Origin of the sequence: Paenibacillus harenae DSM 16969, assembly GCF_000422465.1 — a bacterium.
In the GTDB taxonomy this organism is placed as follows: domain Bacteria; phylum Bacillota; class Bacilli; order Paenibacillales; family Paenibacillaceae; genus Pristimantibacillus; species Pristimantibacillus harenae.
Map to the genome: position 1 here is coordinate 149,197 of NZ_KE383843.1, position 24,716 is coordinate 173,912.

At 46.9% G+C, this 24,716-nt stretch carries 15 protein-coding genes and 1 pseudogene; 3 read left to right on the forward strand and 13 right to left on the reverse strand.

The window, feature by feature from the left end:
* Window positions 1–299 precede the first annotated feature (299 nt).
* The 8 genes from H581_RS36590 to H581_RS0120245 all read right to left on the reverse strand — a co-directional run bounded on the left by H581_RS36590 (window position 300) and on the right by H581_RS0120245 (window position 16,460).
* A complete protein-coding gene (locus H581_RS36590; RefSeq protein WP_051251118.1) occupies window positions 300–6,167 on the reverse strand; it encodes a discoidin domain-containing protein in 5,868 nt (1,955 codons plus the stop codon).
* 93 nt (window positions 6,168–6,260) lie between these two features.
* Entirely contained in the window at window positions 6,261–7,880 is a 1,620-nt protein-coding gene (locus H581_RS0120215; RefSeq protein WP_028611605.1) for an ABC transporter substrate-binding protein, read from the reverse strand.
* Window positions 7,881–7,952: 72 nt separating this feature from the next.
* Complete coding sequence (locus H581_RS0120220) at window positions 7,953–8,834, reverse strand: carbohydrate ABC transporter permease (RefSeq protein WP_028611606.1); 882 nt, start codon at window positions 8,832–8,834, stop codon at window positions 7,953–7,955.
* 24 nt (window positions 8,835–8,858) lie between these two features.
* A complete protein-coding gene (locus H581_RS0120225; RefSeq protein ID WP_028611607.1) occupies window positions 8,859–9,830 on the reverse strand; it encodes an ABC transporter permease in 972 nt (323 codons plus the stop codon).
* A 199-nt stretch (window positions 9,831–10,029) separates the two neighbouring features.
* Entirely contained in the window at window positions 10,030–11,490 is a 1,461-nt protein-coding gene (locus tag H581_RS34720; RefSeq protein ID WP_245600101.1) for an ABC transporter substrate-binding protein, read from the reverse strand.
* Between the two features lie 294 nt (window positions 11,491–11,784).
* A complete protein-coding gene (locus tag H581_RS0120235) occupies window positions 11,785–13,086 on the reverse strand; it encodes an ABC transporter substrate-binding protein (RefSeq protein ID WP_028611608.1) in 1,302 nt (433 codons plus the stop codon).
* 13 nt (window positions 13,087–13,099) lie between these two features.
* The gene (locus H581_RS0120240; protein WP_028611609.1) at window positions 13,100–14,692 is read right to left on the reverse strand and encodes a response regulator; all 1,593 of its coding nucleotides are present in this window, start codon (window positions 14,690–14,692) and stop codon (window positions 13,100–13,102) included.
* Window positions 14,679–16,460 carry a cache domain-containing sensor histidine kinase gene (locus H581_RS0120245; protein WP_028611610.1) on the reverse strand — a complete coding sequence of 594 codons (1,782 nt, stop codon included), beginning with the start codon at window positions 16,458–16,460 and terminating at the stop codon, window positions 14,679–14,681. The genes H581_RS0120240 and H581_RS0120245 overlap by 14 nt, the downstream gene beginning before the upstream one ends.
* Window positions 16,461–17,052: 592 nt before the next feature.
* Between H581_RS0120245 and H581_RS38455 the strand changes: the two genes are divergently transcribed.
* The 3 genes and pseudogenes from H581_RS38455 (at window position 17,053) to H581_RS36595 (ending at window position 17,610) form a co-directional block, all read left to right on the forward strand.
* Window positions 17,053–17,169, forward strand: coding sequence for a hypothetical protein (locus tag H581_RS38455; RefSeq protein WP_245600127.1), 117 nt, complete (start codon window positions 17,053–17,055; stop codon window positions 17,167–17,169).
* Window positions 17,170–17,326: 157 nt separating this feature from the next.
* A pseudogene (locus H581_RS39005) lies at window positions 17,327–17,488 on the forward strand (IS66 family transposase); the annotation flags it as partial.
* A 20-nt stretch (window positions 17,489–17,508) separates the two neighbouring features.
* Window positions 17,509–17,610, forward strand: coding sequence for a hypothetical protein (locus H581_RS36595; RefSeq protein ID WP_425414637.1), 102 nt, complete (start codon window positions 17,509–17,511; stop codon window positions 17,608–17,610).
* A 135-nt stretch (window positions 17,611–17,745) separates the two neighbouring features.
* Here the strand turns inward: H581_RS36595 and H581_RS39695 are convergent, their stop codons facing one another.
* The 5 genes from H581_RS39695 to H581_RS0120270 all read right to left on the reverse strand — a co-directional run bounded on the left by H581_RS39695 (window position 17,746) and on the right by H581_RS0120270 (window position 24,513).
* The gene (locus H581_RS39695; RefSeq protein WP_425414624.1) at window positions 17,746–17,937 is read right to left on the reverse strand and encodes an IS3 family transposase; all 192 of its coding nucleotides are present in this window, start codon (window positions 17,935–17,937) and stop codon (window positions 17,746–17,748) included.
* Between the two features lie 97 nt (window positions 17,938–18,034).
* Complete coding sequence (locus H581_RS39700; protein ID WP_425414638.1) at window positions 18,035–18,208, reverse strand: hypothetical protein; 174 nt, start codon at window positions 18,206–18,208, stop codon at window positions 18,035–18,037.
* A 304-nt stretch (window positions 18,209–18,512) separates the two neighbouring features.
* Window positions 18,513–22,004 (reverse strand): hypothetical protein, encoded by a 3,492-nt coding sequence (locus H581_RS0120260; protein WP_028611612.1) that lies wholly within the window; start codon window positions 22,002–22,004, stop codon window positions 18,513–18,515.
* 47 nt (window positions 22,005–22,051) lie between these two features.
* On the reverse strand, window positions 22,052–22,924 hold the full coding sequence (locus H581_RS34735) for an alpha/beta fold hydrolase (protein WP_084134680.1): 873 nt from the start codon (window positions 22,922–22,924) through the stop codon (window positions 22,052–22,054).
* Window positions 22,921–24,513, reverse strand: a complete 1,593-nt coding sequence (locus H581_RS0120270; protein WP_245600102.1) for a glycoside hydrolase family 43 protein — start codon at window positions 24,511–24,513, stop codon at window positions 22,921–22,923. Before H581_RS0120270 ends, H581_RS34735 begins: the two co-directional genes overlap by 4 nt.
* Window positions 24,514–24,716 lie beyond the last annotated feature (203 nt).

A 24,716-nucleotide genomic window follows, 5' to 3' on the forward strand; every position in this document is an offset into this window, starting at 1 on the left:
GCTGCCACTTCTGTGCGATCCCGACGTTATCGCTACAGATCTGGACATTCGTCCCGTTTCATAATGGCCTCCTTGGCAAGAGAATGTAAAACGGGCTTGTACCACTCCTACAACCGGCATTGTCAAATTTGGAGAACGTTAAATGGTTTCGGGTACATCACCTCCTACAAAAAAGGTTATTCATGAATCCCCCAAACCTCTAACTTGAAGGTTTGGGGGGTTCATCATGTCCCTTATTCGATCGGTAATGCTCATTTAATTCATATATGTCTTGCGATAAAAGTCAACTCGTAATGGTTTCAGGAAAGATCATGAGGCACGGTAACAGTTACTGACACAATCTTCTTGTTGCCCGCTTTATCGGTCGCCGTATATGTGATGGTATAGATGCGGTCCTTCTCGGCGCGCAAGTTAAACGATGTGGCCTCCGTACCGATTGCAGCCTCAATGTCGCCTAGACCGGTGTCCGGTTGATTGCAGGTGATGGATGTAAGAATGACCGATTCAACGACTGATCCGGCATCGTCTGCATAGAGCGTCGCATTCACGGTGCCCATTTTATGATTCGCCGGCCAAATCATCGTCTGATCCAACTGGACGGATAGCTCCGGTGCCGTCTTGTCGACTTTGAATTCGACGGTTTTGAACTGTTCTAAATTGCCTGCCAGATCCGTACTGCGGTAATTGATGGTATAAATTCCATCGCCGAAGGCAGGAATAGAATCGCTATAAGTAAGCCAAGGTCCGTCATTGACCTGATATTCGGTCTTTGCCACGCCGGATAAATTGTCAGATACAGCTAAACTTACCGTTATATCTGTTGTGTGCCATCCGTTGCTGACATCAGGTACGACAGGACTAATGAATGCGGTACTAATAGGTGCAGCCTTGTCGATGTTGACCGCCACCGTTTGAACGGCTCCTGCAATACCTGCGCTGTTCTTGGACCGGTAGCTGACCGTATAGGCCCCCTCCTCATCCAAAGTAATTGGCGTTGTATAAGAATGCCAAGAATCCTCGTCGTTCAGTTTGTATACCGCACTGCCGTAAGTCGATAATGTGACGGTAACCGGTACCGTGTACCAACCGTTCGTTCCATTTGACGTTGCGGGATCCACGGATGCCTCGATCGAATAGATCAAGCCGTTCAGCGACGTCAGCAAGCTGCCTGCAGCTGCATCGACTGCGGTCTGAGTGGCGTTCGCATCAGCGGCTAGCGAATTCGCATTCGTTACCGCCGTTTGGAGCGCCGCATAACTGCCATCGGTGTAATGATCCGCCGCAACTGCACTCGCTTTGTCCAGCAAGAGCGCGAGCAGCGTACGATCCACAGACTTCTCATAGAACTCCAGCTCACCTACATTGGTAAAGCCGTTAGGCGAGTAGTACCGCAAATAACGGTATGCCTTACTGCTGTCAATCGATTTCGTATGCCATTTGACATCGCTGATGCCGCTTATCGTAAAAAAGGTATCAAAGTTAGTGCCGTCGTTCGAACCTTGAATAAGCGCTCCATTCATACGGGAAGCATAACCGGTTCTCGGCATAAACCGGATACCGCTGATCACTTTTACGTTACCTTCGCCCAAATCGATGCGTGCCCAACCAGCTGCGGTTTTGGTGTCCGGAAAAGTATTCGTGTCGCCGTCAAAAGCGCGCCATCCGGTTATCATAGCATCGTATTTGCTATCAATTGAAATAGAGGAAGCCAAAGCCATCGAAGAGGTAACGGCGATTTTCGGATAAATGGTGTTTACAGATACCAGCAGCTGTTCAGCCTGATGCAGATCTTCGAGAAGCGCTGCCTTGTCGGCTCCCGGCTGGCTCACTGCTACGTTAATCCGTTCGATCTCATTCAGATATAAGTAGTAGCTGGCCTTGGTATAGCTGTCCGGTGCAATCACTTTGGGAACGGCAGTGAAATCATAATTACCATAAAATTCAACTTCCGCTACATTTCCAAACCAGGTGGAGCTATTATACAGTCTCAAATAACGGAATGCTTGCTGATTTAAAATTTTATTACTTCTTAATTCGATCCACTTATTATCCTGAGCTCCTATTACCGCTTGGGTTAGGTTGGTCCAATTGCTATTATCGTTGGAGCCTTGAACGATGAGTCCGTTCAACCTTCCGCTTTGCCCTGTTCTTGGCATGAGATTAATTCCGCTCAGCCTGACAGACGCGTTTGCTCCGAAGTCTATCGTATAATAGGAGCCGGAGCCGGTATTCAAGTCCCCATAAGTAGCCGTATTGCCGTCAAACAACAAATACCCAACTTGTTCCTCCGATAAGCCAGTGCCAGGAAACTGCTTAGCGGAAGCTTTGACTGCAGCCAGATAGGAGACGTCAATTTTTCCAGCTGTTGTCTCTCCCGGTACCAAAGTGAGGATACTTCCCGTATCCGCTGTTGTGCCGTCTGCCGTCTTAGTTACGGTAAATACAACGGATACAAATGTGTTAACAGCAGGTTTTGCGATTGCTCCATTCGTCCCAATAATTCCTGCGGGCGCTGCTGATTTTATCGCGATTGTATAACCTTTTGGTACGGCTGGCAGCGATAAGCTTGCTGCATCTTCTTCAGGTGCCTCTACACTTGTTATTTTGGATGCAAGGTTTACAGCCGATGAACGATATTCACCATAAAATTCAACTTCTGCTACGTTGCCGAACCAGGAAGAGCCATTATACAATCTCACGTAACGATAATAATCCGAGTCTTCATCCGTTTTTAAAACGGTCCATGCGCTCGCTTTTGATCCTTTTACAGCTGTAGTAAGGCTTGTCCAATGTACATTGTCGTTGGAGCCTTGAACAATGAGTCCATTCATCCTTCCGGCTTGATCTGCTCTTGGCATGAGCAAAATTTCGCTCGGCTTAATAGACGCATCTGCTCCAAAGTTTACCGTGTAATAGGAACCTGAGCCGGTATTCAAGTCGCCATAAGTCGCCGAATTGCCGTCGAACAGCAAATATCCTACCTGCTCCTTCGACAAACCGGAACCGGGATACTGCACATCGGAGGCAGTAACTTTAGCCAGCATCGGAACATCAAGGTAATTTGCCGGATCCACAAGGTACAGCTTGGAGCTGTCGGTTGTCAAATACGTTGTTTCTCCATTCGTACCGTCGTTCTTTTTGTAGTCGATCGCAAATTTAACCGGACCTGTCTGTACATCTCCATCCAAGGTTGCCACTGCCGTCCAGTTGATATTGTCTTCCGTGCTGACCGTCGCATTCTTGCCCTGGATTTTGACCTGTACGTTCTGAATCGCTTCTTTTGCTTTAATCGTTAATGTTGCCGTATGGCCTATCTCAATTTTGCCGTTGATGCTCTGATCGGAACCGATCGAAACCGACTCCAGCTTGTTGTCAATCTCATGGCGTTCGCCATAGATTCTAAATTCGGCCAGCTCAAACAAATTCTGAACGGCACTACGAAGAGCGTCAGGCTGCGGATCAATCATTTCCATTTTGATAAATCGAAATGGCATATTTTTGTACGCATCGTCTACTTCAATGGGCGACACGCCATCGGTATACGCCGTTTGTTCCGGTGTTATCCGCGTCCAGGTTTCCCCGTCATTGGAACCGAAAACCGTCGTACCTGCCATACGATCGACAAAGTTCATTCTGCCTTCAAAAGAAAAGGCATCGGCTGTAACCTTATAATCAGCCCCGAAATCGAGTATATGGAACAAACTCGGATACTGCGCCAACGTGAAAACCGGGAAAGTATTATCATTGCCATCCACAAGAAGAGAAATCGAATCGCCGAAGGTGGATTTTACAATACCGGTATAATCCATACTTCCATCAGATAACGAAGGCGTCAATAATTGAAGACTTAAGGCCGCGCTTCTTAGGCGTAACAGCTGCTGATAAAAAGCTTCATCGGACGCAGTCGCAATTTGACTCATCGTTTCATCATACACGGCATTGAATTTATTCAGTGATGCTGCCACGTAGCTTTTGTTCGAATCGTAAACAGCAGTCGCCGCTTCTACTGCAGAAGTCCGATCATCGCTTACAACGATATGGACATTCTTGGCGGCAAGTGTCGTACCGTCGGATGCTTCCGCAATAAAGGAAAACGTTCCGGATTGCGTCGATCGCCACGAAAATGCGCCTGTATTCGCATTGAGATCAGCACCATCCGGCAAATTCGAGCTTCCATAGGAAACTGTATCCGTTGAACCGGAATCCGCAGCGGAAAGGTCAAGGGTTATAGGCGCACCGACGTAGGCGTAGATATTCAGATCCGCAGCTCCGGCATTAAATACTGGAGGAGTCAGTTGTTCGCCTGCTTTAACATTGAGGTGATCGACGTCAACCGTCGTTCCTTCGCCTTTCACACTCATGTAAAGGAGGCTGTAATCGGCGTCAAGCTGACCATAGGTAACATGGCTTATCCCCATGTCATAGGTGATATATTTCCACTCGCCGTTCGTATCAGGCAGCGTCAACTTATGGTATGGCGTTGAAGCGATTTCTTTGCTCAGCTCTACTGTAGCCGGGCCGTCCGTTCTAAACTTCAATCCAATTAGGCGGGAATTCGTACGATTGGCATACGACAGATTCTGAATGACAATATTACTTCCCTCAGCCGTAGCATTAAACTCTACATACGAGTCGGCGCCTTCTTGCATGGTTGCCGTGTTGTGATCGAAAGCCGTGTAGCGGTCTTCAATTTCTACCAGCGCAGCGCTTGATTGCTCTTTGGGAAGATATTTTGCCCCCTCAGATTCAGCCTCCTCCGGAATATAGATCCAGAAGTCTGCGCCTCCGTCCGGACTTTCCCAAGCTTGTCTTAACGATCCTTGATAGTAATAATTGGACGGGATTCTCTTCGTAAACGCTTCATAGAAGTATGGAGCTTTCTCCGCTACATTAATCCCTTTCACATAGGTATAATAATAATACATATCCCAGAATTGGGCGGTATTCGTTCTTCCTCTGTAGGAGTCCGAGAACTTATAGTAGATGCCTTTTACAGTGCCATCTTGAGTAATCGAGAATGGAGTCGGCACCCATGAGGCGTCATAACCAAGCATGTACTTCCAGAAAAAGTCGGTGGCCGCTAAAAAACGATCATCCAAAAACTCATAATAGCCTACCGCATTGTCCTGAGTGGACACGGTGCCCTCTACCGGGTCGACTTTGGTTCCTTGGGCAAGAAACATACGCGACAGAATGGCAGAGTTCGTTAAGTCACCCGCGCCATGCGCTTGGTCCCGGCCCATCTCCACATGCTGAACGACCGGCGTGTCTAATACCTCGCCTGTCTCTGCATTGGTATCAACCAAACGGAACAGCTGCTTAATCGATCCATTGAAACCCTGATTAGTTGCCGTCTTATTCACGGTTGCCCATTCGACAGCTTCGTTATATCTCTCTCTATTATCGGTGAAGATATAACCCGCCATAGCTCCCAGCAGCGGATAGTTATGCTGGTTCATAAAATGACTGTTTTCATGCATAAAGGTTTCGATTGCCGGAGTAATCAGGTTATTCGTAAAATCGGCGGTATCTTTGTCCGTCCACTTCAGTTCTTCGGTCTGATAACTGGAATACCTTAAAATTTCTGCAGCAGTTACCATACGGTTGAGCGGAATGCCCGTATGAATATGCGCATCATTAAAATATTTGTATTGCGCAGGATCCATCTGGGACCAAATACGGATAATATGCATCGCATTTGCCCGATAAACCTCATCGCCGGTTATATAGTACATCAGCGATTGTGTATACGCTTTCAGTCCATCGGCAATATATCTCGAATTAAAGCCTTGACTGTCAAAAGCATAAACGGCTGGCTTCGTCGGATCCGTGGAACTCTGGTTGCTGGACGTAACCGTTTTTGAAGCGGTTGCAGATACGGTCATGGCCTTATAATAGGAATACCAAGGTTCTTTTTGTGCCAGCACCTGCGTTCTCATGTTTTCAAGTATCGCTTTAGTTACTCCGACACCAGGATGGGTAAAGCCGTTGGTAACGGTTTCATTGATCTCAACCGTGTAACCTGTGCTTATAGCGCCTCCGTCACCCGATTCCACAGCTGAAACCGCTCCTGCCGGCGCAAGCGTTGCAAACATGGTCACTGTTACGACTACTGCCATCAGACGTCTCCATTGATCTCTGAAATGAAATGCCGTTTTACTCTTCATTTGAATCCTCCTCGTATGAAAGATCATAGATAGTTTTATAGGGAATGCCGGCATCAAGCTGATGCCGGCATCCGGTACTCTTTTCTACAGGGGTTACTTGCCGCCGTTATCGAGGAAAGCTTGAACCTGATTGATCACTTCCTGACGGACTTTCTCCAATCCATAAGCCCCCATTTGTTTATTCATTTCTTCTGCTTTTGCCTTCCAGTCTTTGACCATACCGTTTTTGAAGACCGGGTCGTTCTGTGAGGTAAGCGGGCTGATCTTTGCGATCTCCGTCTTCACCGGCTCTGCATTGAAGACGAAACCGGCAAGCGGCTGCTGGTAATAAGTTTCTGGCTTAGATTGATAATCAAGCAGCTTAAGCGTCTCCGCATCGTTGTCCGAATTGATTCTGGACATCGTCGGCGACCATGTGAACTCATAGCCCGGGAACAGATAATTAGTTGTCTTGTCTGTCATCTTATAGTTGCGGTCGCCGTCTTTCGTCCAATGCACGCCTTCAATGCCGTTCTCGAACAAATCGTGATTTTCTTGGCTGCTAAACAACCAGTCAAAGAACTTCATAGTGCGGTCTGCATTTTTGCTCGTAACCGGAATAACGATATCGTTCCATGCTTTGTAGTCGGTTCCGATTGCTCCAGCTTCCATGTTGCGCATTTTGGAGTTATAAACAAACAACTCAATATCAGCACCTGGCACAGCCGCTTGAAGCTTTTGACGGACTTGAGCGGTGGCATTAATTGTCGCTTCATTCGCAGCCGATTTGCCGGCAACAAACAGCGCCCCAGGATCCTTCTCGGAAAGAACGTCTTTCTGCACGAACTTGTTCCACTCTACAGCCTTGTCATATTGCGGATAGAAGTAGTAAGGATCGTTGTATGGAGCAGGCAGGCTTACATATTTATCTGCCGAATCCCCAAGCGTCGTTGCGCCGAGCACTTTTTTGCCGTCATCGGACAAGATTACGTTGAAGGCAGGCGAAACGCCGGAAATCATTTTTGCGTTCGTCAACTTTTCTTCATTAGCGAACATCTTAAAGAATCCACGGTCATTCTTAAGGGCGAATGGAATCATTCCTTTTTCCGATTCCTGTACTTTCTCCAGGTAAGCTTTCAGATCATCGTAGCTTTGAATCGGCTGCATACCGTATTTTTCACGCAGATCCTTGCGGATGTATACGACCTCGATATCGTAGAACGCATTGGTCAGCGGAATAGAATAAATATGGCCGTTAATCTTGTTGGCGTTCAAGAATTCTTCCGAAAACGCTTTCTTCAATCCCGGATATTCATCGTTATTGAAGTATTTGTCGAGCTCCTGATAGTAGCCGAGCGACACGTTTTGGTTAAGAGAGCCCCACGGCGCGTCAAACGCGGCATCGACCTCTTCGCCGGCCGTCATCTTGAGATTCAGCTTTTGCTTGTGATCCGCGAACGGGTTAAACTCGATGTCAAACTTTGTATTCAGCGTATCTTTGGTCCGTTTTTCGAATTCGGCCAGTACCTGATCCATTTCGATTGGCTTATCGCCGAACAACATAAGTTTTAATGTAACCGGATCCGGAGCACCTGTTTCGTTAGATGGGGTCGAATTAGCTCCTTGAGCATTGTCATTCCCATCGCTTGTTTTGTTGCCGCTGCATGCTGCCAGCAGCGTGACCAGCATGGTCACGAGCAGCAGTACGGATAAACCTTTGCGTGTGCCTTTCATTGTCTGTTTCCTCCCTTTAGTTGTTTAATCTATACTAAACCGCCCGTTAAGGCGAGCTCAGCCGCTTTTGAATCAGCCTTTAACGGCTCCGACCATCAGGCCTTTTACGAAATATTTCTGCAAGAACGGATACAGGAAGATGATCGGTCCGATCGTTACAACGGTTGTAGCCAGCCTTGTCGACAACGTCGGGACGACATAGTTCGGCAGCGAGATTTTGGCCGAAAGCTGGTTCGCGAAATCCGCGTTGTTCATGATCCGCATGACCAGATATTGAAGCGGGAATTTGTTCTCGTCGGAAATGTAAAGCATCGCTTCGAACCATTTGTTCCAGAAGGCCATGGCGTAAAAGAGTCCTACCGTGGCCAGCGCCGGCAACGAGATGGGGAGCACGATTTTATAGAAAATATAGATGTCGTTTGCCCCGTCGATTTTGGCGGATTCCGCAAGCGACTCGTCTACCGAATTAAAAAAGTTTCTCATCAAAAACATGTTCCATGGACTGACAAGCGCAGGAATAATCAGCACCCAGATCGAATCCCTCATCCCCAGGTATTTGGAGATAAGCAAGTAGTTCGCAACAAGTCCGCCATGGAAAAGCATTGTGAAGTAAACATAGAAGTTGATCCCGTTTTTGTATTTCAAGGCGCGAATGGATAGCGGATACGCTAGGGCGCACGTTACCAGCATGGCGATTGCCGTGCCGACAACGGTGACGAAGATCGTCACCCCATAAGCCCTGTAAATCGTATCGTCCTTGAATATCAGATTATAAGCGGCGAGCGTGAATTCACGCGGCACTATCGAATAACCATCCCTAAGGATCGATGATTCGGATGAAAGCGAGCTGCTTATTACGGTCACGAACGGAATAACGCAATAGATAGCAAAGAGGGATAGAACAATATAAATGATTGCTTTTAACAGCCGATCGCTGCTGCTTTCCTTTATCATGGATGCACCTGCTTTCCTAGTCATTTAAAATAGCGCCGAGTCCGGGCTGAATTTACGGGCCAATTGATTAACGGTTATAACAAGGATGAAGCCAACCAGTGACTGGAACACGCCTACCGCTGCCGCCATACCCATATCGTTAAGCTCCATGAGCGCCCGGAATACGTACGTGTCGATAACGTCCGTCGTCGGATAGAGCAAGACATTGCGGCCTACAATCGCGTAGATCATGCCGAAGTCTCCGTAGAAAATACCGCCCATGGCGAGAAGCATCATCAGAATGACAGTCGGCTTCAACAAAGGAAGCGTAATGTAGCGGATTTTCTTCCAACGGCTGGCACCGTCTATCGATGCCGACTCATAAATGTCCGGGTTAATGCCCGTAATGGTCGCAAGATAGACAATCGCTCCGAAGCCTGCCCCTTGCCAAATTTTGATCAATACCAGAATGATGGGCCAGATAGCCGGCTCGTTAAAGAAGGATATCGGTTCAAAGCCTAACGATATGAGCCATTTGTTGAGCATTCCGGTATCGCTGGAGAGCAGCGCCGTCACGAACATGGCGATAACCGTCCAGGACAGGAAGTTCGGAAGCGTCACGAGCGACTGGACGATCCGTTTGAACCATTTGCCTCCGAGCTCCGAGAACATAACCGCGATGGCGACGGAAGCACAAGTCCCGAATAAAATGAAAAGCGCATTCAGGAAGAGCGTGTTGAAAATGACGTGAAGCACTTCATTCGACTGAATGAAAAATTCGAAATTTTTGAAGCCGACAAACTCGCTGCCGGTAATGCCTTTGATTGCGTTGAAATTTTGAAACGCGATGACGATACCGCCCATCGGAAGATACGAGAATACAAATACTAGCAAAATACCCGGTAGGGTAAGTAGATATAATAAGCCGTGCTTGCGTATTTCCGTTAAGAATGCTCCCCCTTTCTTCCTTACATCTGTATCGGGAGTCCGTGTCCTTAGGGCAACCGAATCTTTCATTTGGATTCCTCCTCTTTCTCTCTTGTAAATCGATGTAGATTGTTCGTTGGCACTAACTTTAACAAAAATGTTTCGAAGCTTGAATGAGTCTTTTTAAGATCAAAATGCGTTTTTTTAAGTTTCAAATACCGACACTTACGAAATAGAAAAGACGCATGCCTCGGCATGCGTCTTCGTTATGATTATTCTTTGCGGATTTCTACGTACCTCCCGCGTCCAGGTAGGCTTGAATTTGTTTGATCAGCTCGCTTCGAATCTTATCAAGACCCAGGCTTCGAAGCTTCAGATTCGTTTTGGCGGCGGCGGAACGCCAATCTGGCTCGAGTCCGTTGCGGAACACTTGCGCCATTTGATCCGAGACCGGCTGCACCTTCGCGATTTCTGATTTAACCGGCGAAGGGTCAAAGCGAAAACCGGAAAGGGGTAGCCGGTAATAGGTCTCCGGGTCGGCCGAATAGCGAAGCAGCTCGACCGCCTCTGGATCGTTACCGGCACTAATCCGCGACATGGCGGGATTCCATGTCAATTCATAACGCGGAAACAGATAGTTCGTAGCGGCAGGCATCGGCTTATACATCTCATTCCCTGCTCCCATCCAATGTTCGTCCTCCATACCGAGCTCGAACAGATCGTGGTTTTCCTGACTTTGAAACAGCCAGTCCAGAAACTTCATCATTTCGTCGGCATGCTTTGAGGTCACAGGGATAGCAAGATTATTCCAAGCGCGATAATCGGTTCCGATACAGCTCTTCTCCATCTTTCGTTGACAAGTAGAATATACGAACCCTTCCAGTTCCGCACCCGGTATGGACGTGATCAATTTCTGGCGAATTTCCGACCAGTTCGACAACACAGCTTCGGAAGCGGCAGATTTTCCAGCCGCGAACAGCACCTGCGGATTTCGCTCGGTCAAAACGTCCTTTTGAATATACTTATTCCACGCCACAAATCGGTCGAACGAACCGTAAAAGTAATCGGGATCGTTTAATGGGGACGGAAAATCCTCATAAGCGCTTAATGGATCGCCGTAGGTCACGGCCCCGAGCACATGCTTTGCGTCCTTGGACAAAACAACCTGAAAGCCGACTCCTACTCCTGAAATCATGTGAGGAGCCATCCGGTAATGCGTCTGCTTGTCCTCATTGGCGAACAGCTTAAAAAATCCCCGATCGCCCTTCAACGCTAACGGGATCATATCGGGATACGCTCTGGCAACGGCTTGCAAATAGGCTTCCAGATCTGCGTAGCTTTCAATCGGCTCAAGTCCAAGCCGCTCCCGCAGGTCCTTGCGGATGTATACGATTTCGATATCATAAAATAATTGGGTCAGCGGTATGGCATACAAATGTCCGTTAAATGAATTAGCTTCTAAATATTGCGGAGGAAATGCCTTTTTCAAACCGGGATATTCGTCGTTATTAAAGTACTTGTCTAACATTTGATAATAGCCTTGGGCCACATTTTGTTCCAGACTCATCCATGAAGCATCGAATACGGCATCGACTTCCTCGCCTGCTGCAAGCCTCAGCTTCAATTTTTGTCGGTAATCTTCCATGGCATTCCATTCCATATTGAGTTTCAAACCAAGAGAATCATTCGTTCTCCGCTCGAACTCTTGAAGCACGAGATCCATATCCGTAGGTTTGTCTCCGAAAAACATAAATTTTAACTCCTGCGGCTCCGGACTATAGGGATCGTCTCGCATTTTTTCGGGCTGCGATTGTATCATACTGCAAGCTGAAAAAAAGATCATAACGAATGTAAGCAACACTGCAGTTCGTTTTTTCTTCAACAACATACTCTCGCCCTTTCTAAGATGGAAGCGCTTCATACGCTTAGTTTACACCAAAAAACTGCACAGGGCATATATAGGTTTGTGATAAAAAACTGCGGTTATTTAAGAAAAAACTGCTTTTTTTTAGGAAATCGTCCGCTTCCTCTTCAAAAGCATTACTCATTGCTTCAAAGCATCCCACATCCGATCCGCTTCCTTCATGGCCGCTTCCACGCTCGTCTTGCCGGTCAACCAATCTTGAGCGGTCTGATAGAACCAATCGCTGAATTGAGGGGGAGGTATATTTCGCCCTGAAAAGCGGTCCATAAACATAGATTTCCCGGTTTTTGGATCGTCTAAAACGCGAAACATGCCTGACATCGCTTCTGGCAGAGGGTAATCGATTTCTACGTTCGTGGATGGAATTCCGTTAACCGCCTGCAAGTAGCGGGAATACTGATCCTCGTTGTAGAAGTAATGGAGAAACTGTGTGATGGCTTTAAGCTTGTCCGGATCCTTCGCCGCTTTGGCAGATATCGACCATCCGACCGGCGCCTGAGCCCCAGCCACGTTTATTTTTCCATTATCATCCGGCAGCGCAAAAAATCCGTATTCGAAGGAAGGATCGGCTGCCTTGATTTGATTGAACATCAAAGGACCGGATAATAGCATAGCTGCTTGACCTGAAACGAGGATGGAGGCCGTTTGGTTATCAGTCGTCGCAAGAAAACCCAGGGCCACATAACCGTACTCCCAAAGGGAAGCAAGTTTGTTCATTGCCTTCATGGGCCCGGGATCGGTCCAGCTTACCTTGCCTTCGCTCCGCTGTGCATTCCAGTCCGGATTGTGAATATAAACCTCGTCAATTAGAAACTTGTTGATCCAGTACCCCATATGTCCAATGTCTTTGGCACCGACTACGATGGGATCAATGCCCAGACGTTTAATTTTTTCGCAAGCCTCCATAAATTCGCCGAATGTTCTGGGCGGCGCATCTATCCCGGCATTACGAAATATGGATTTGCTGTAGATTATGCCTTGCGGTGCGGGCAGGTCTAGCGGCAAATTATAAAAACGGCCGTTTACTTTCGGAACGACTCGAAGCAAATTAACTAAATCACCAGGAATTTCATGGAGCAAACCGGCGTCAGCGAACAGCTGCGTTTCGCTCATTTCCACCAAATCCGGAAATTCCCCGACTGCCTCCTTCATTTTCAAGTACTCCCCGTAGGAGCCGGTCCATGTTTCATTCGCTTCATCGATTACGATATTCGGATGTGATTTCTCGAAAGCGCCGATTACCGAAGAAATGCCCTGCTTGTGCAATAAATCGTCTTTTGCATAGACCATCGTAAAAGAGAGCGGCTTCGCTAAGCTATTGTCTTCAACAGCTGTACCGCTTCCTTTAAATATTCCGCATGATGTAAGTACGGCCAGACTTCCCAGTATAACCAGTAAGGCTGAAATCCGTAATCTCTGCATAGTCGTGGCCTCCTTATGGATGTATCGACTGTTTGTATTCAAGAGGCAGTTTGCCGTAACGTTTTTTGAAGGTATCGCTGAACTGCCGCGGATTATTGTACCCGATCCGGTCAGCGATTTCATACACCATCAAATCGCTCTGCATTAATAAGCGCATCCCATTCTTCATCCGCACCTCGGTGAGGTATTGCTTGAAGTTTTCGCCGGTATGCTTTTTGAAGAAACTGCTGAAATAATAAGGATTCATATAAACAAGCGCAGCCATCGATTCAAGCGTAATGTTCTCCGCATAATGCTCTTCAATATAGGATTTAACCTGCACGAGCTGCATAATTTCCTTATTGCCTATTTTGGCGGCAGCCTCACGGCGAATCTCTTCAATTACTTCGCTTGCGTGTATGGCCATTTGCTCGAACGTTTGGAAGCGGTCCAGCCTCGCAAGCAGTTCGTGATCGTCAAGATCGGCCGTTCCCGCAAAAATGCCGTAATCCTTCAGTTCCTGCCGTATACTGGTGATTGCCCCATAAACAGCGGATACTGCGACATGTTTGCCGCCGGGAGCAAGCATTCGAAATGATTCCATCAGTTCGCTTACCTTTTCATCCGTATCTCCTTGGGCGGGATTGATCAAAGCGGTCACAAGCTTCTTCAGCAAATCGTTTATTCGGCTTTTTACATCCGAATCCGCTTTGGGCTGCTGTCCCTCAATGACACAGTTCCAACCTGAAAAAAATTTGCCTTGCAAGGAATTCATCGCAAATTGTGCGGAAATGTTTGCCTCGTCCAACGTTTCAACCGCTTTTCCGACGCCAATCGTAAAGCTGACCTTCACATACCGATTCAGCTTATCATGGAAATCCTGCGATAAAGATAACGCCTCTTCCAGTCGGTCATGCTGGAGAAGAATGCCATGCAGCTCGCCTTTCCGAAAATAGATGCCTGAGTCGGTCTGCGCAATGGATTCGACAAGGACATTCGTGATGGCAAAATCGAGCAAATTGCGCCCCAGTTCCATCGGGTTGTTCCCTTCACTTATAACGCCGTCCAATTCGCCGAAGCACACGGTAATATATTTACTTCGCGAAACGAGTCCCATTTTTATTAATTGGACGGATGCGCTTTTATCGCCGTCCGTTATTCGCACAAGCAGTTCTTCAATGGAATCGTTTCGCTTCTTCAGCTCGAATCGAACTGCCATTTCTTTCTCGCGGACTCTTTGCGACTGGTCGCCGATAAGCCGGATCACTTTCTGAACGGCCTGCTCCAACTGATTTTTATCAACAGGCTTAACCAAGTATTCGACCGCCCCGTACCGCAGCGCATCCTGGGCATAGGAGAAGTCGCGAAAAGCGCTAATAAACACAACTTTTATATTCCGGTTCGTCTCATGAATTTCGCGGATGATATCAATACCTGTGTACCCGGGCATGCTGATATCGCTAATAATCAAATCAGGCTGAGCCGCATCCATCATTTGCCGCAGTTCTTTCCCGTCGTATGCCTCGCCGACGATTTCCAGACCAAGCTCATTCCAATGCAGCAGCTTGCGCAGCCCCCTCAGAATGACAGGCTCGTCATCCGCAAGCAGCACTTTAATTTTTTTCATATCGAAGCTCCTCCCTTCGCAGCGGATACAGCATTTGAATCGAAGTACCAATTTGCGGTTTGCTCTCGATCGTAATTCCATACGGCTCTCCGCATGCCTGAATCATCCGCGCATGCACATTTTTGAGGCCGATGCTTTTTCCTGTTACGCTCTCTCCCTCTGCCAACTGAGACTGAAGCCATGCAAGCGTTTCCTCATCCATTCCGACGCCATTATCGTATACCGTAACTGCCAAGCTGTCCGCGTCCAATTTCTCGATCTTAACAAGCACGGTACCTTTCCCTCCTTTTGGACGGATGCCATGCTGAACCGCATTCTCGACTAGCGGTTGAATGGACAGCTTCAAAATAAGCGCTTCAGCAAAGCTGTCCTCCAATTCTATTTGCAGGTCGATCCTGCGGTCGAACCGTACTTCGATCAGATGAAAATAACTTTTCAAGTGCTCTAATTCCCGCTGAACGGTTACCCACTCTTCGCCGAAGTCGATTACGTATTCGAGCTGGCCCGCCAAGGCATGGATCATGTCCGCTACCTCCACGGCATCGTCGGCTACGGCGCTCATACGAATCACTTCCAATGTGTTGTATAGATAATGAGGCTGTATCTGCGTCTTCAGCGCATTCAATTCCGCCTGCTTACGTTTGATCTCGGCTACATAAGCGTCATTGATAAACAACTGAAGCCTTTCGATCATCCGGTTGAAGCCATGCGCAAGCCGCCCCATCTCATCCTTGCGCGTTGTCGTGATTCCGGTTTCAAAATGTCCCGATTCGACGCGAACCATAAGCCGCATAATATCGAGAACCGGTCGGCTGAACGTCCGTGAAAACAAAGCGCCAAGCGCGAGCAGCGCGAGCAGACATATCGCGGAAGCAATAATTACGTTCGATCGGATCTGAGTGAGAGAAGCGAAGAAATCGGCCTTGGCTACCAGCCCGATGACTTGTCCGCCGATGAACGGTATCGGCTCCGAGTATAGCATCCTGGTTCCGCTTCTTTTGGCTGCCAGCTCGTCGAATCGTTTCCCGAGCTTGTCTCCTTGATTGGAATAGAGAATATAACCATTGCTGTCAATGACATATACTTCATCCCTCCGATCAAGCACAACCTGCTGGAACAGCTTATCGAATATATCAAGATCGACGTCGAAATAAAGCGTGCCAAGCACCTTTACTTCAGGACCTAGCTTGCCGGAAGTATCATTTAAGTTACGCGCAAATGTAATCACCGGTCTTGTCGAACCAAAATACGTCTCCGGATGTGGCGGGAAAACAGCAAGGAGCTTCTGTTTTCCGGTTAGCGTATATGCCCAGCTAACCGGCGGGAAAGGCTCATTCGGGTCGAGCACCTTGTTGACACGCGACTGGTTAAAGACAGATTGATCGGACGTGCGGACGAATAATGCGTTCTCAATATGCGTATCACTATATAATATTGTTTTCAAGAAATCATTGATTGTCATCAAGTTTATCCTGCCGAGACTGTTGATTTCCTCTTCCAGCATAATGCCATGCCGATCGGCAATATTCTGCGAATTATAATACATGTTTTTGGATATTTCATTGTAATTACGAAAAATGTCATCCGCATTTTTACTCAGGTAAAGCAGCATTTGTTTAAAATTGTTCTCCGTATTCCGCTCCACCTGGTCGGTAAATTGATTGAGCGAAAGCGCACTAAGCACAAGGAGAGGAATCATCCCAACGACAAGAAAAGCCAAGGATAATTTAAAAAAGATACTATGCCTTATCGTCGTCAATTTGATCATGAAATCGTCCCCCGGACACTTTGGTGTACATAAAGGTGTTCCAGCTTATCATAACCGATAAGGCTCCTGGCAGGAAATGAAGTAATTTATGGCAAGAGTGCGTTTTTTTTAGAATCGAAAAAGGCCACCTCTTGACCGTTTGATCCGATGATGGCCTCATTAGATGATCGTCGGCGTGGACCCTGATCGGCGGATCGAGCGTGTATTAAGGAGCAGGTCCTAACAAGGATTGCTCCCATTTTGGCTGCGGTGGTTGTTTTCTTCTACATTGAAACAGTGCCGAGGGTATTGACGCGTCGTAAAGGGTTAATTCGCCAAATCATTTTTTGGACAGAGACGATCTGGACGTTTCAGTGGATGGGATCGAAACATTGGAGCTCCGGATCCGTTGCATCTCCACGACAATGGGTACAAGCCACTTCTCCGGGCCATAGATCATCCAGTTTCCCATCGTTTGCCGTTACAGCGACTATCAGCGTATTCCTGGCGGGGAGCATCCGCGAGATTTTCTTGCGGGATTCAAAGGCTGGCTATTTGCAAGGGTGTGTTGCTGGTCGGATGCTGGGCACATGCGCGTCGCAAATACGATGAAGTGCTGAAAGCCGCGCCGGAGGCCAAATGTAATCCACACTGCGTGGCGTCGCAGGTGCTGGCGTGGTGCAGCCAACTGTTTGCGATCGAACGGGAACTGACAGAAGCTACACCCTAGGAGAGAGTGGCCGCTCGGAAGGAGAAGAGCCGCTACGTGCTGGATGGCTACTATGCCTGCTGCGCCAGCAAAGATCCCGGACGATGCCCAAGAGTATGCTGTGACAAGCGACCACTTACAGCTTGAACCAGTAGGAGAAGCTGCAGTGTTCATGCAGGACGGAAGGCTAGAGTTGGACAATAATCGCGGGAAACGGGCGATCAAACCGTTTGTGATCGGACGCAAAAATTGGCTCTTTACCAATATACCGCGCGGTGCGAAAACAAGTGCTGCGATCTACAGCCTGATCGAGTGGCAAAGGAAAACGGCCTGAATCCATTCCGTTATCTGACGTATTTGTTGGAGCAGTTGCCGCAGCTTGCTGATTTGCAGGATACGCAGGCGTTAGAGCCGTATATGCCATGGTCGCTGCAGCTTCCGGACTCCTGTCTCCTGAATTAATCTGGTGGGGGGCTTTACAAACAATTAAGATAGGAATTGTACAAACAACTCAGAGTAGGGCCAAGCCAGCAAAACATATTAGCCCTCAATCCTATCGTGGTCAAGCCCCATTTTTTTAGACATTCCAAAAAGCCTCTAGGCTGCAAGCTGGCGACGGTATTCCACCGGAGTCAGCTTGTTTAATTTTCTCTGGATTCTCTCATGGTTATAAAAATGAATAAATTCCTCTATTCTCCGTTGTGCCTCATCCAAAGAACGGACATCATAAGGATAGAGCGCTTCCGCTTTAACGAGAAAAAGCTCTCCATTGCGGCGTTGTCTAAACAATTGCCGCGTCTGGATATGCTGATTTGGGCGCCAACCGTAGGCAGCATGTCATGGTAGGCATGGGACGTGTACTGGAAGCCTTGATCGCTGTGAACGATCAAACCGGCATCTTACCAGTCACGTCTTTTTGCGCTTCAAACGCGGCTTTAAACGTTTCTAGAACCAATTCATTGTCATTTCGCTTGCTAATGTGGTAAGCGATAATGTCCTTGCTGCACAGGTCCTTAATAGAAAGGAATAGTTTCTCATCACCTACACGGTACTGTGTCACGTCAATTACCAATTTCTTATTAGGTTTGTCCGCCTTAAAATCACGCTGTAGCAAATTATCCGCAATACGACCTTCAGCTTCCGCTGCTTGGTAAGCACTACGGCAGCTACGCTAGCCTCCTTCTACTTGTTCTCATTTGATGTATCTAAACTCTATCACGGGAATAATATCTGTTAAATGAGGCGTTTTAAAGAGCCAAGCGCGCTTTCTTAAGCATCTTAATAGGTCTTGAAAAATTCTTTGCAAAAAAATAAAAAAACAGAAAGGATATAGTATCCCCTCCGTCATTCAAATAGAATGAAGTCTATTTCAGACCTCCGCATGCTGTGTCTTGCTGAAGTATTTCCCCTTTGGCATCGAGTTCTTGGACCTGAATGGACATGCCTTCGCTATCTCCTTCGAAGCCAGTGAGTTTAATGATTTGTACTCTTCCGTCTACTAATTCGACCTTCAATACATCACCAGAAGAAGCCCCTACCCATTTAATTTTTGCAGCATGTTCGTAGGGTTCAATGACAGAGATAAATCGTGCGCTTTTCCCTACAACTCGGGCGCTTAACATTTTTCTGCGATACGTTTCGTCACCTAAAGGGTAGTCGCCCCCGATGGATGCGACAAAACGGGTAGCTTTTAAATCTCTCAAATCTATGGTAATGATGCCTTCCTGATCCATTCTCAAAGGCTCGGACGGTATTGATCGGTTTAACTGCTTGCCCGCAAGCTTTACAGGACCGCCGAAATAATCGAGCCCGATGCCATAGCCAGGATCTACGTTCTTATATTCAAAAGGCAAATCAGCTAAATAACAAATCTCTCCGTTCTCCATGACGAAATAAGGGTCTCCCCAAAAAATCGTCTTCTCCGACTTTATCGGAAAACCATGCTCGCCTTCCACCGCTTCGGTCCTTACCCTCAGCTCCAATGTTTGAACACCTTTCACCGATAGATCTAGATCGTCTCTTCCCAGTATCCAAGATCCAAACTTTCCGTTGGCGAGGGTCCTACTATCGGCTATAACAGAATAATAAAGTTTCTTCTCCACGACAAAATATTCCGGGTCGGATCCAACGATCATTTCTACCTGCGGCGGCCAGACTGTATAGTGATCAATATTAAGCGGACCATCCTCATTGAATTCCGTACGATTCGCTTTATTATCATACCTATCTCCGAAGCCCATTTCGAAATGTGCTTTAACCGTGCCGGACATGCCGTACCACTCACAATCGGTAATAAATTGGGCGCTACCGAGAGGGTCCGGGTTAAACTGTTCAGTATGCCCCTTATGGTTCTTTTCTTGTGCTTCCAACTGAAGCAGTCCCTTGCAGTGGAACAAACAGTCGTAAACATGAGCCTCTCCCCCACAAATATAATCGAACATGACCACATAATCGTCTGTAACAACTATCATGCGGCGTTGCAAAATCGGCTCTGTAAAATCTGTACGCTGCGAGTACTCTGGTCTCTGCTTCGGAATTGGTACATATCTGCCTTCATTCCAGCTTCGCTCAGCAAAGGTTTTGTCTCCGTTTACTCTCCAGCCACCATACGGAGGGTGGGACCAACGTGCTTTATTTTCCACCGCACAGGCTTGGAATAAAGATCCGCTATGAAACAAAATTCTACTCCCAGGTGCCGGTTCCTGAAGCTTCTGATCTACAATCACCATATTATGAGTGATAGAATTTTGTACATAAAACTTGTACATAAACGTATGGTAGTTGTACCAGATACTTTCTGGGTTATAAAAGCTTTTTCCATAACGCATGATAGACAGCAAACTAGCCCGGTCGTAGTGGCCATGTGCCCCTCCATGCGAGCCGTATTTTACAACTGCTTGAATTTGTTCACGTGGAGTTCTTCCTTCTGTTTGTGAACGTAGAACGGCTACGCCTGCATTATCCGCATAAGCAGAGGATAAATACGGTTTTGATTCGCTCGGAATTAGATCTGGAACTGCATACAGCAAATCACGATCTGTAAGATCACAGGTCAAGAGAATATCGGCATACTCTGGCTTACGAAACAGGTAGTAAGCTAAATCGTACCGCGCGTCCATATATCCTCTGGGAGATATACCAGGCATTTTAGACTCAGCGGAATCATTAATCCCAAACAGAACGCCGCGATAATCGGCAAACGGGAGCAGGTTGTCCCATAGCTGCGTGATTGAACGATAGTTGTTTCGGCTTGGACCCCAAATATCGAGACATAACCCGTCCGTCTGGGGTTTACCGCCTGGAGTGACCTGTTCGTAATAGTGAGCTGGCACCCAGATGTCAGCCAGATTGATGCCCCAAGGTCTGCAGCTTTGCGTAATCTCAGAAAATAGTCCCGCAGCCATAAGGTTATAGCCCACCGAACATTCGTACCACCACCCGTCGTCAAGGGTTCCCTTGGACAGGTGATCTGTGAAACCTCCTGTTCCGTAAAGAAAGCGAGTCATACGCTCATAGTCTTGTAAAGTTTGACTACAATATAACGCGCCGATCATTTCAGCAAGCGACCAATTTGACAGATTTCCGATACACAGAGCCCAATCTATAAGTTCAATAAATAATCGGAAGGTATGCTGCACAGCGACGTGATCCTGTTCCGATAGAAGATCTGAATCGTAGAGGAGATCATAAACGACAGCTGCGTGCTTGAATAATTCGCCTTCATGAACAAGCTCCTGATGGCTCGCTCTTCTTGTTGCCGGATATCCATGCTCTGGATCACAAAGCCGCTTGAGGAAGAGTGACGCCTTCTCTGCCACATCTCGTCTACCAGTCACCTTCCAAACGATGGCAGCATTCTCCGCTTCATGAGAGTGATGAGTCAAAAATAAATAGGTACCTTCATGCAGTTCCGGAACTGACCAGTTGTCTGCACGACGTTCGTACATCTTGAGCAGTTCGTTGGCCCAATCGTAGTCGCAGACCTTACTTCGAACCTCCTCCCAACCGGATTCCGTCAGCTTCACATAAGGATGACGCAATGCGCATAGTGTAACCAACTCCAGTTCATCAGAGGCATCCCCCTGCCCCCCTGCAATCGCTATAATCATCTGTCGCTCTTGTCCACCGGGGGCAATTTTCTCCGGAACCTGAACATTAACTTGAACAAATTTGGTTTCTCCAGCCTCTAAATCAAATACAGGTGGATCCAAGTCGATAGACATTGTCTCCCACCCATACTTCCTGCAGATCAAATTTACAGGCTGACTGTCATTGGTACAGTTACTTACCGCAACTTCATAACATGCCAACTCACCGGCATGGACAGCTTTAGAAAGAACAGGAGCGCTGATATGAACAGTTTTCCTCCGCTTGAATTGTAATCGCAGCAAGGGAATGGATTCTTTTGATCCGTTCTTCCATTGTCCTGAAAGACGAATACTCCGAACAAATTTCCATTTGCCCGACAACGATTTATTATCATCAAATTGTTCTAACAAAAAAGTGATAGATTTTCTCCCACATCCGGAAACGAGACAGGTTGCCGAAGTATACTCCACTTCCTCTGGCATTGGGCTTTTATTCAGCAATAAACCAACCTCGGCCCTAAGTTCAAACAATCCCTCCGCCGGCAAATCCACTTCCATCTCCAAACAACGCCAATCCCTTAGATCGACGCTGAAGTCATTCTTTTCCTCAAATCCACGGATATACCAATTATTCGGTTTAACTACTCCTGGAAATTGTAATGTTATATTGTCACGAGGATTAAGAAGAATACCATCTCTAAATAAATCTGAGTTATCGTGCTTTATTTCCCATTGCAGGATATCAATTTTGTTCTCAGGATTGTTCAATTACGCCACCTTCTTTTTTCCAATAATTATTTATAAGCATAAATGTTTTATCTACGTTTAAGTCCTGTTACGTCCATATAAAATTTCTCCAATTCATAATTAAACTCGTTTGGTCGTTCCATGTTTGAAAAATGGCCGACATTTGGAATTTCCGCTCTTCGGGCAGAAGGAACTAAGGATAATAGCTTCTCCGAGGAACTGATGCTACCTTCCGCATCGTTACTTCCAATGATGACGAGTATCGGAAGACAAGGGTACTGTTTACGTAAACCATGAGTCAGAGCATGTCCAAGCAGACACTTAGGCTCTTTATATCTAAACGTCCATGCTGACCAATCGTTAATCATGCACCAGAGTGGTTCATGGATAGCATCTTTGAAAGCACCCGAGGAGTCCATTAGGCTTTCGAACCACTCGTCAACCCTTTTAAGAATATCGGGGTGCTGCCGCTCTGGAGCCGATTGAGTCGAAGTAATATCGATAATATTATGATCTTGCATCGTTTCCTGATCTTCCTCTACACTTTCATCTGCATATATTGCTCCTGCTGCAACAGCGACTGAGAGCGTATTTTCCGAATACAGATGCATAAAATCAAGTGCCACAAAAGATCCTAACGACAGTCCCACGATATGTGCCTGAGTAATACCCAAATGGACTATTAGCTTGTACAGATCCTCGGCATGTAAATAATTCCTGTCAGCTCGTGGCATACTTGAAAGACCGTACCCTCTCATATCGTATCGGACGACATGATAACTGGATGCCAGATGGGCAAATTGAGCGTCCCACATTCTGCGATCAACGGAATGTGCGTGCACCAATACGACGGACTGCCCTGCCCCTGCTGTTTCATAATAAAGCTTTGTTTCTTCATCAACATTGACAAAACCCGACAGGACTGACAGCCTAACCATCATTTGTTCTCCCTATAAATAAAATAATCAAAATCAGCGTACTGCTCTCCACCACTGACATCCTGTACACACATGCCGACGAAAGCGCCAGTAAATCCGAGTTTTCCTCCGTATTCGTCGGACAAAGTGCCAAAGTCGAGAACAGGGCCAAGATTCGACCAGTTGGACCCGTCGTTAGAAATGGAAAATTGTAACTCAGCACAGTTAATCTCCGCCCGAAGGTAGCAACGATCCCAGCCTTCTACGATAACAAAGCTGTTAACGAGCTCTTCGTACTTCCCTGAAATGCTTCTTATTACCCCAATGTGCTTGCCCAAGTTCTCATCATGGCTGATTCGCAGATAATAGTAATCTTGTTCGTCGTAGTATAAGACTAGCCCAGCCATTTGCATGAAGGACACTGGCTCAAATTCAACACAAGTTTCCGCTTTGCAATAAAAATGCTGTACGCGCCGTGCCACCATACTCTGTTTATGCCAAGAATGTAGTGATTCCCGTCCCCGCATGCGAAGATAACTTGGTCGCTCCCTTAAAGATAGCCAACTTTCCTCTGCAGGCGTTCGCAGTGTACTGTAGTGAATATCAAGCGTATCAGTTTCGAAATCACTCTGCTCAGCCGATTTCGGAAACGGATGTAGTTTAAGACGCGGTGTCTCCACTTCTATCGAAGGCAGCTTGCCGCCACTTGCAAGTCTTGGCCAACCGTCTTCTGTCCAGATAATCTTCTGGATGAATGTTTCACGTCCTAGTGGGTTAAGGCGTCTTCCGTCAGGAAGTTCTCGTACTGCTAAATGGGAAATGTACCATTCTCCATTTTGTGTTTGAACGAATGCGGCATGACCCGCATTTTGAATAGCATGTTCGGAGTTATGCGCCGTCGTCATTAGCGGATTTCCAGGCATCGTTTCGAACGGCCCCTCAAGGCTTCGAGCACGCGCAACACTCACGGCGTGATTGCGACCAGTGCCACCTTCTGCTGTAATTAAGTAATACCATCCGTCCTTTTTAAACATACAGGGTCCTTCGGTGACGCCAATTTCTGTACCTTTATAAATTACATGCTCATGCCCGATAAGTTTTCCCTCTTTATTATCGTATTCCTGAATAATAATACCGTCGAAACGCTGGTGTCCCATTCTGAAATTCCAACGCATCTGCATCAGCCATTTGCGGCCGTCATCGTCATGGAACAAGGCCGGATCGAAGCCCTTGGCGTTCAAATACACCGGATCAGACCATGGTCCACAAATGTCCTTAGCCGTGATTAGATAGTTGTGCAAGTCCTTGAAAACACCTTTACGACCAACCACGTTCGTATATAGCAAATAGAATGTACCTTCGTGATAAGTAAGATTCGGCGCCCATATACCTCCAGAGCTCGGAACGCCCACTAGATTCAGCTGTTTAGTACTAGAAAGCGGATAGGTTAACAGTCTCCACTGTACCATATCGCGGGAATGGTAAATGGCCACTCCTGGAAACCACTCAAATGTGGAGGTCGCAATATAGTAATCGTCTCCAACCCTCACCATGTACGGATCAGGATTACATCCAGGAAGTACTGGATTTTTAATGGTCATCGTTCTGTCCATTTCTATTCCTCCTATATCAATATGTTCTTTTTAGGGCATAAAAATCTTTTTTCTGTCGTTAAGTTTGTTCTAAAAAATTCGAAGTTGCCGACCATTCAACTTAGCAAAAGCTTCTACATGTAGTCATCGAAAAGCTTTGTTTTGTCTCGTGATACATCAGCCACAACATGCCGTCCCAGAAACTATTTATCCACCAGTTTATT

Bases quoted from the DNA above. Each gene is read 5' to 3' on its own strand.
- H581_RS0120240 (WP_028611609.1), bottom strand. From the start codon at position 14,692: ATGAAAAAAATTAAAGTGCTGCTTGCGGATGACGAGCCTGTCATTCTG.
- H581_RS0120245 (WP_028611610.1), bottom strand. From the start codon at position 16,460: ATGATCAAATTGACGACGATAAGGCATAGTATCTTTTTTAAATTATCC.
- H581_RS34720 (WP_245600101.1), bottom strand. From the start codon at position 11,490: ATGTTTTTCGGAGACAAACCTACGGATATGGATCTCGTGCTTCAAGAG.
- H581_RS0120270 (WP_245600102.1), bottom strand. From the start codon at position 24,513: ATGGACAGAACGATGACCATTAAAAATCCAGTACTTCCTGGATGTAAT.
- H581_RS0120235 (WP_028611608.1), bottom strand. From the start codon at position 13,086: ATGCAGAGATTACGGATTTCAGCCTTACTGGTTATACTGGGAAGTCTG.
- H581_RS36590 (WP_051251118.1), bottom strand. From the start codon at position 6,167: ATGAAGAGTAAAACGGCATTTCATTTCAGAGATCAATGGAGACGTCTG.
- H581_RS0120215 (WP_028611605.1), bottom strand. From the start codon at position 7,880: ATGAAAGGCACACGCAAAGGTTTATCCGTACTGCTGCTCGTGACCATG.
- H581_RS0120225 (WP_028611607.1), bottom strand. From the start codon at position 9,830: ATGAAAGATTCGGTTGCCCTAAGGACACGGACTCCCGATACAGATGTA.
- H581_RS0120220 (WP_028611606.1), bottom strand. From the start codon at position 8,834: ATGATAAAGGAAAGCAGCAGCGATCGGCTGTTAAAAGCAATCATTTAT.
- H581_RS34735 (WP_084134680.1), bottom strand. From the start codon at position 22,924: ATGATGGTTAGGCTGTCAGTCCTGTCGGGTTTTGTCAATGTTGATGAA.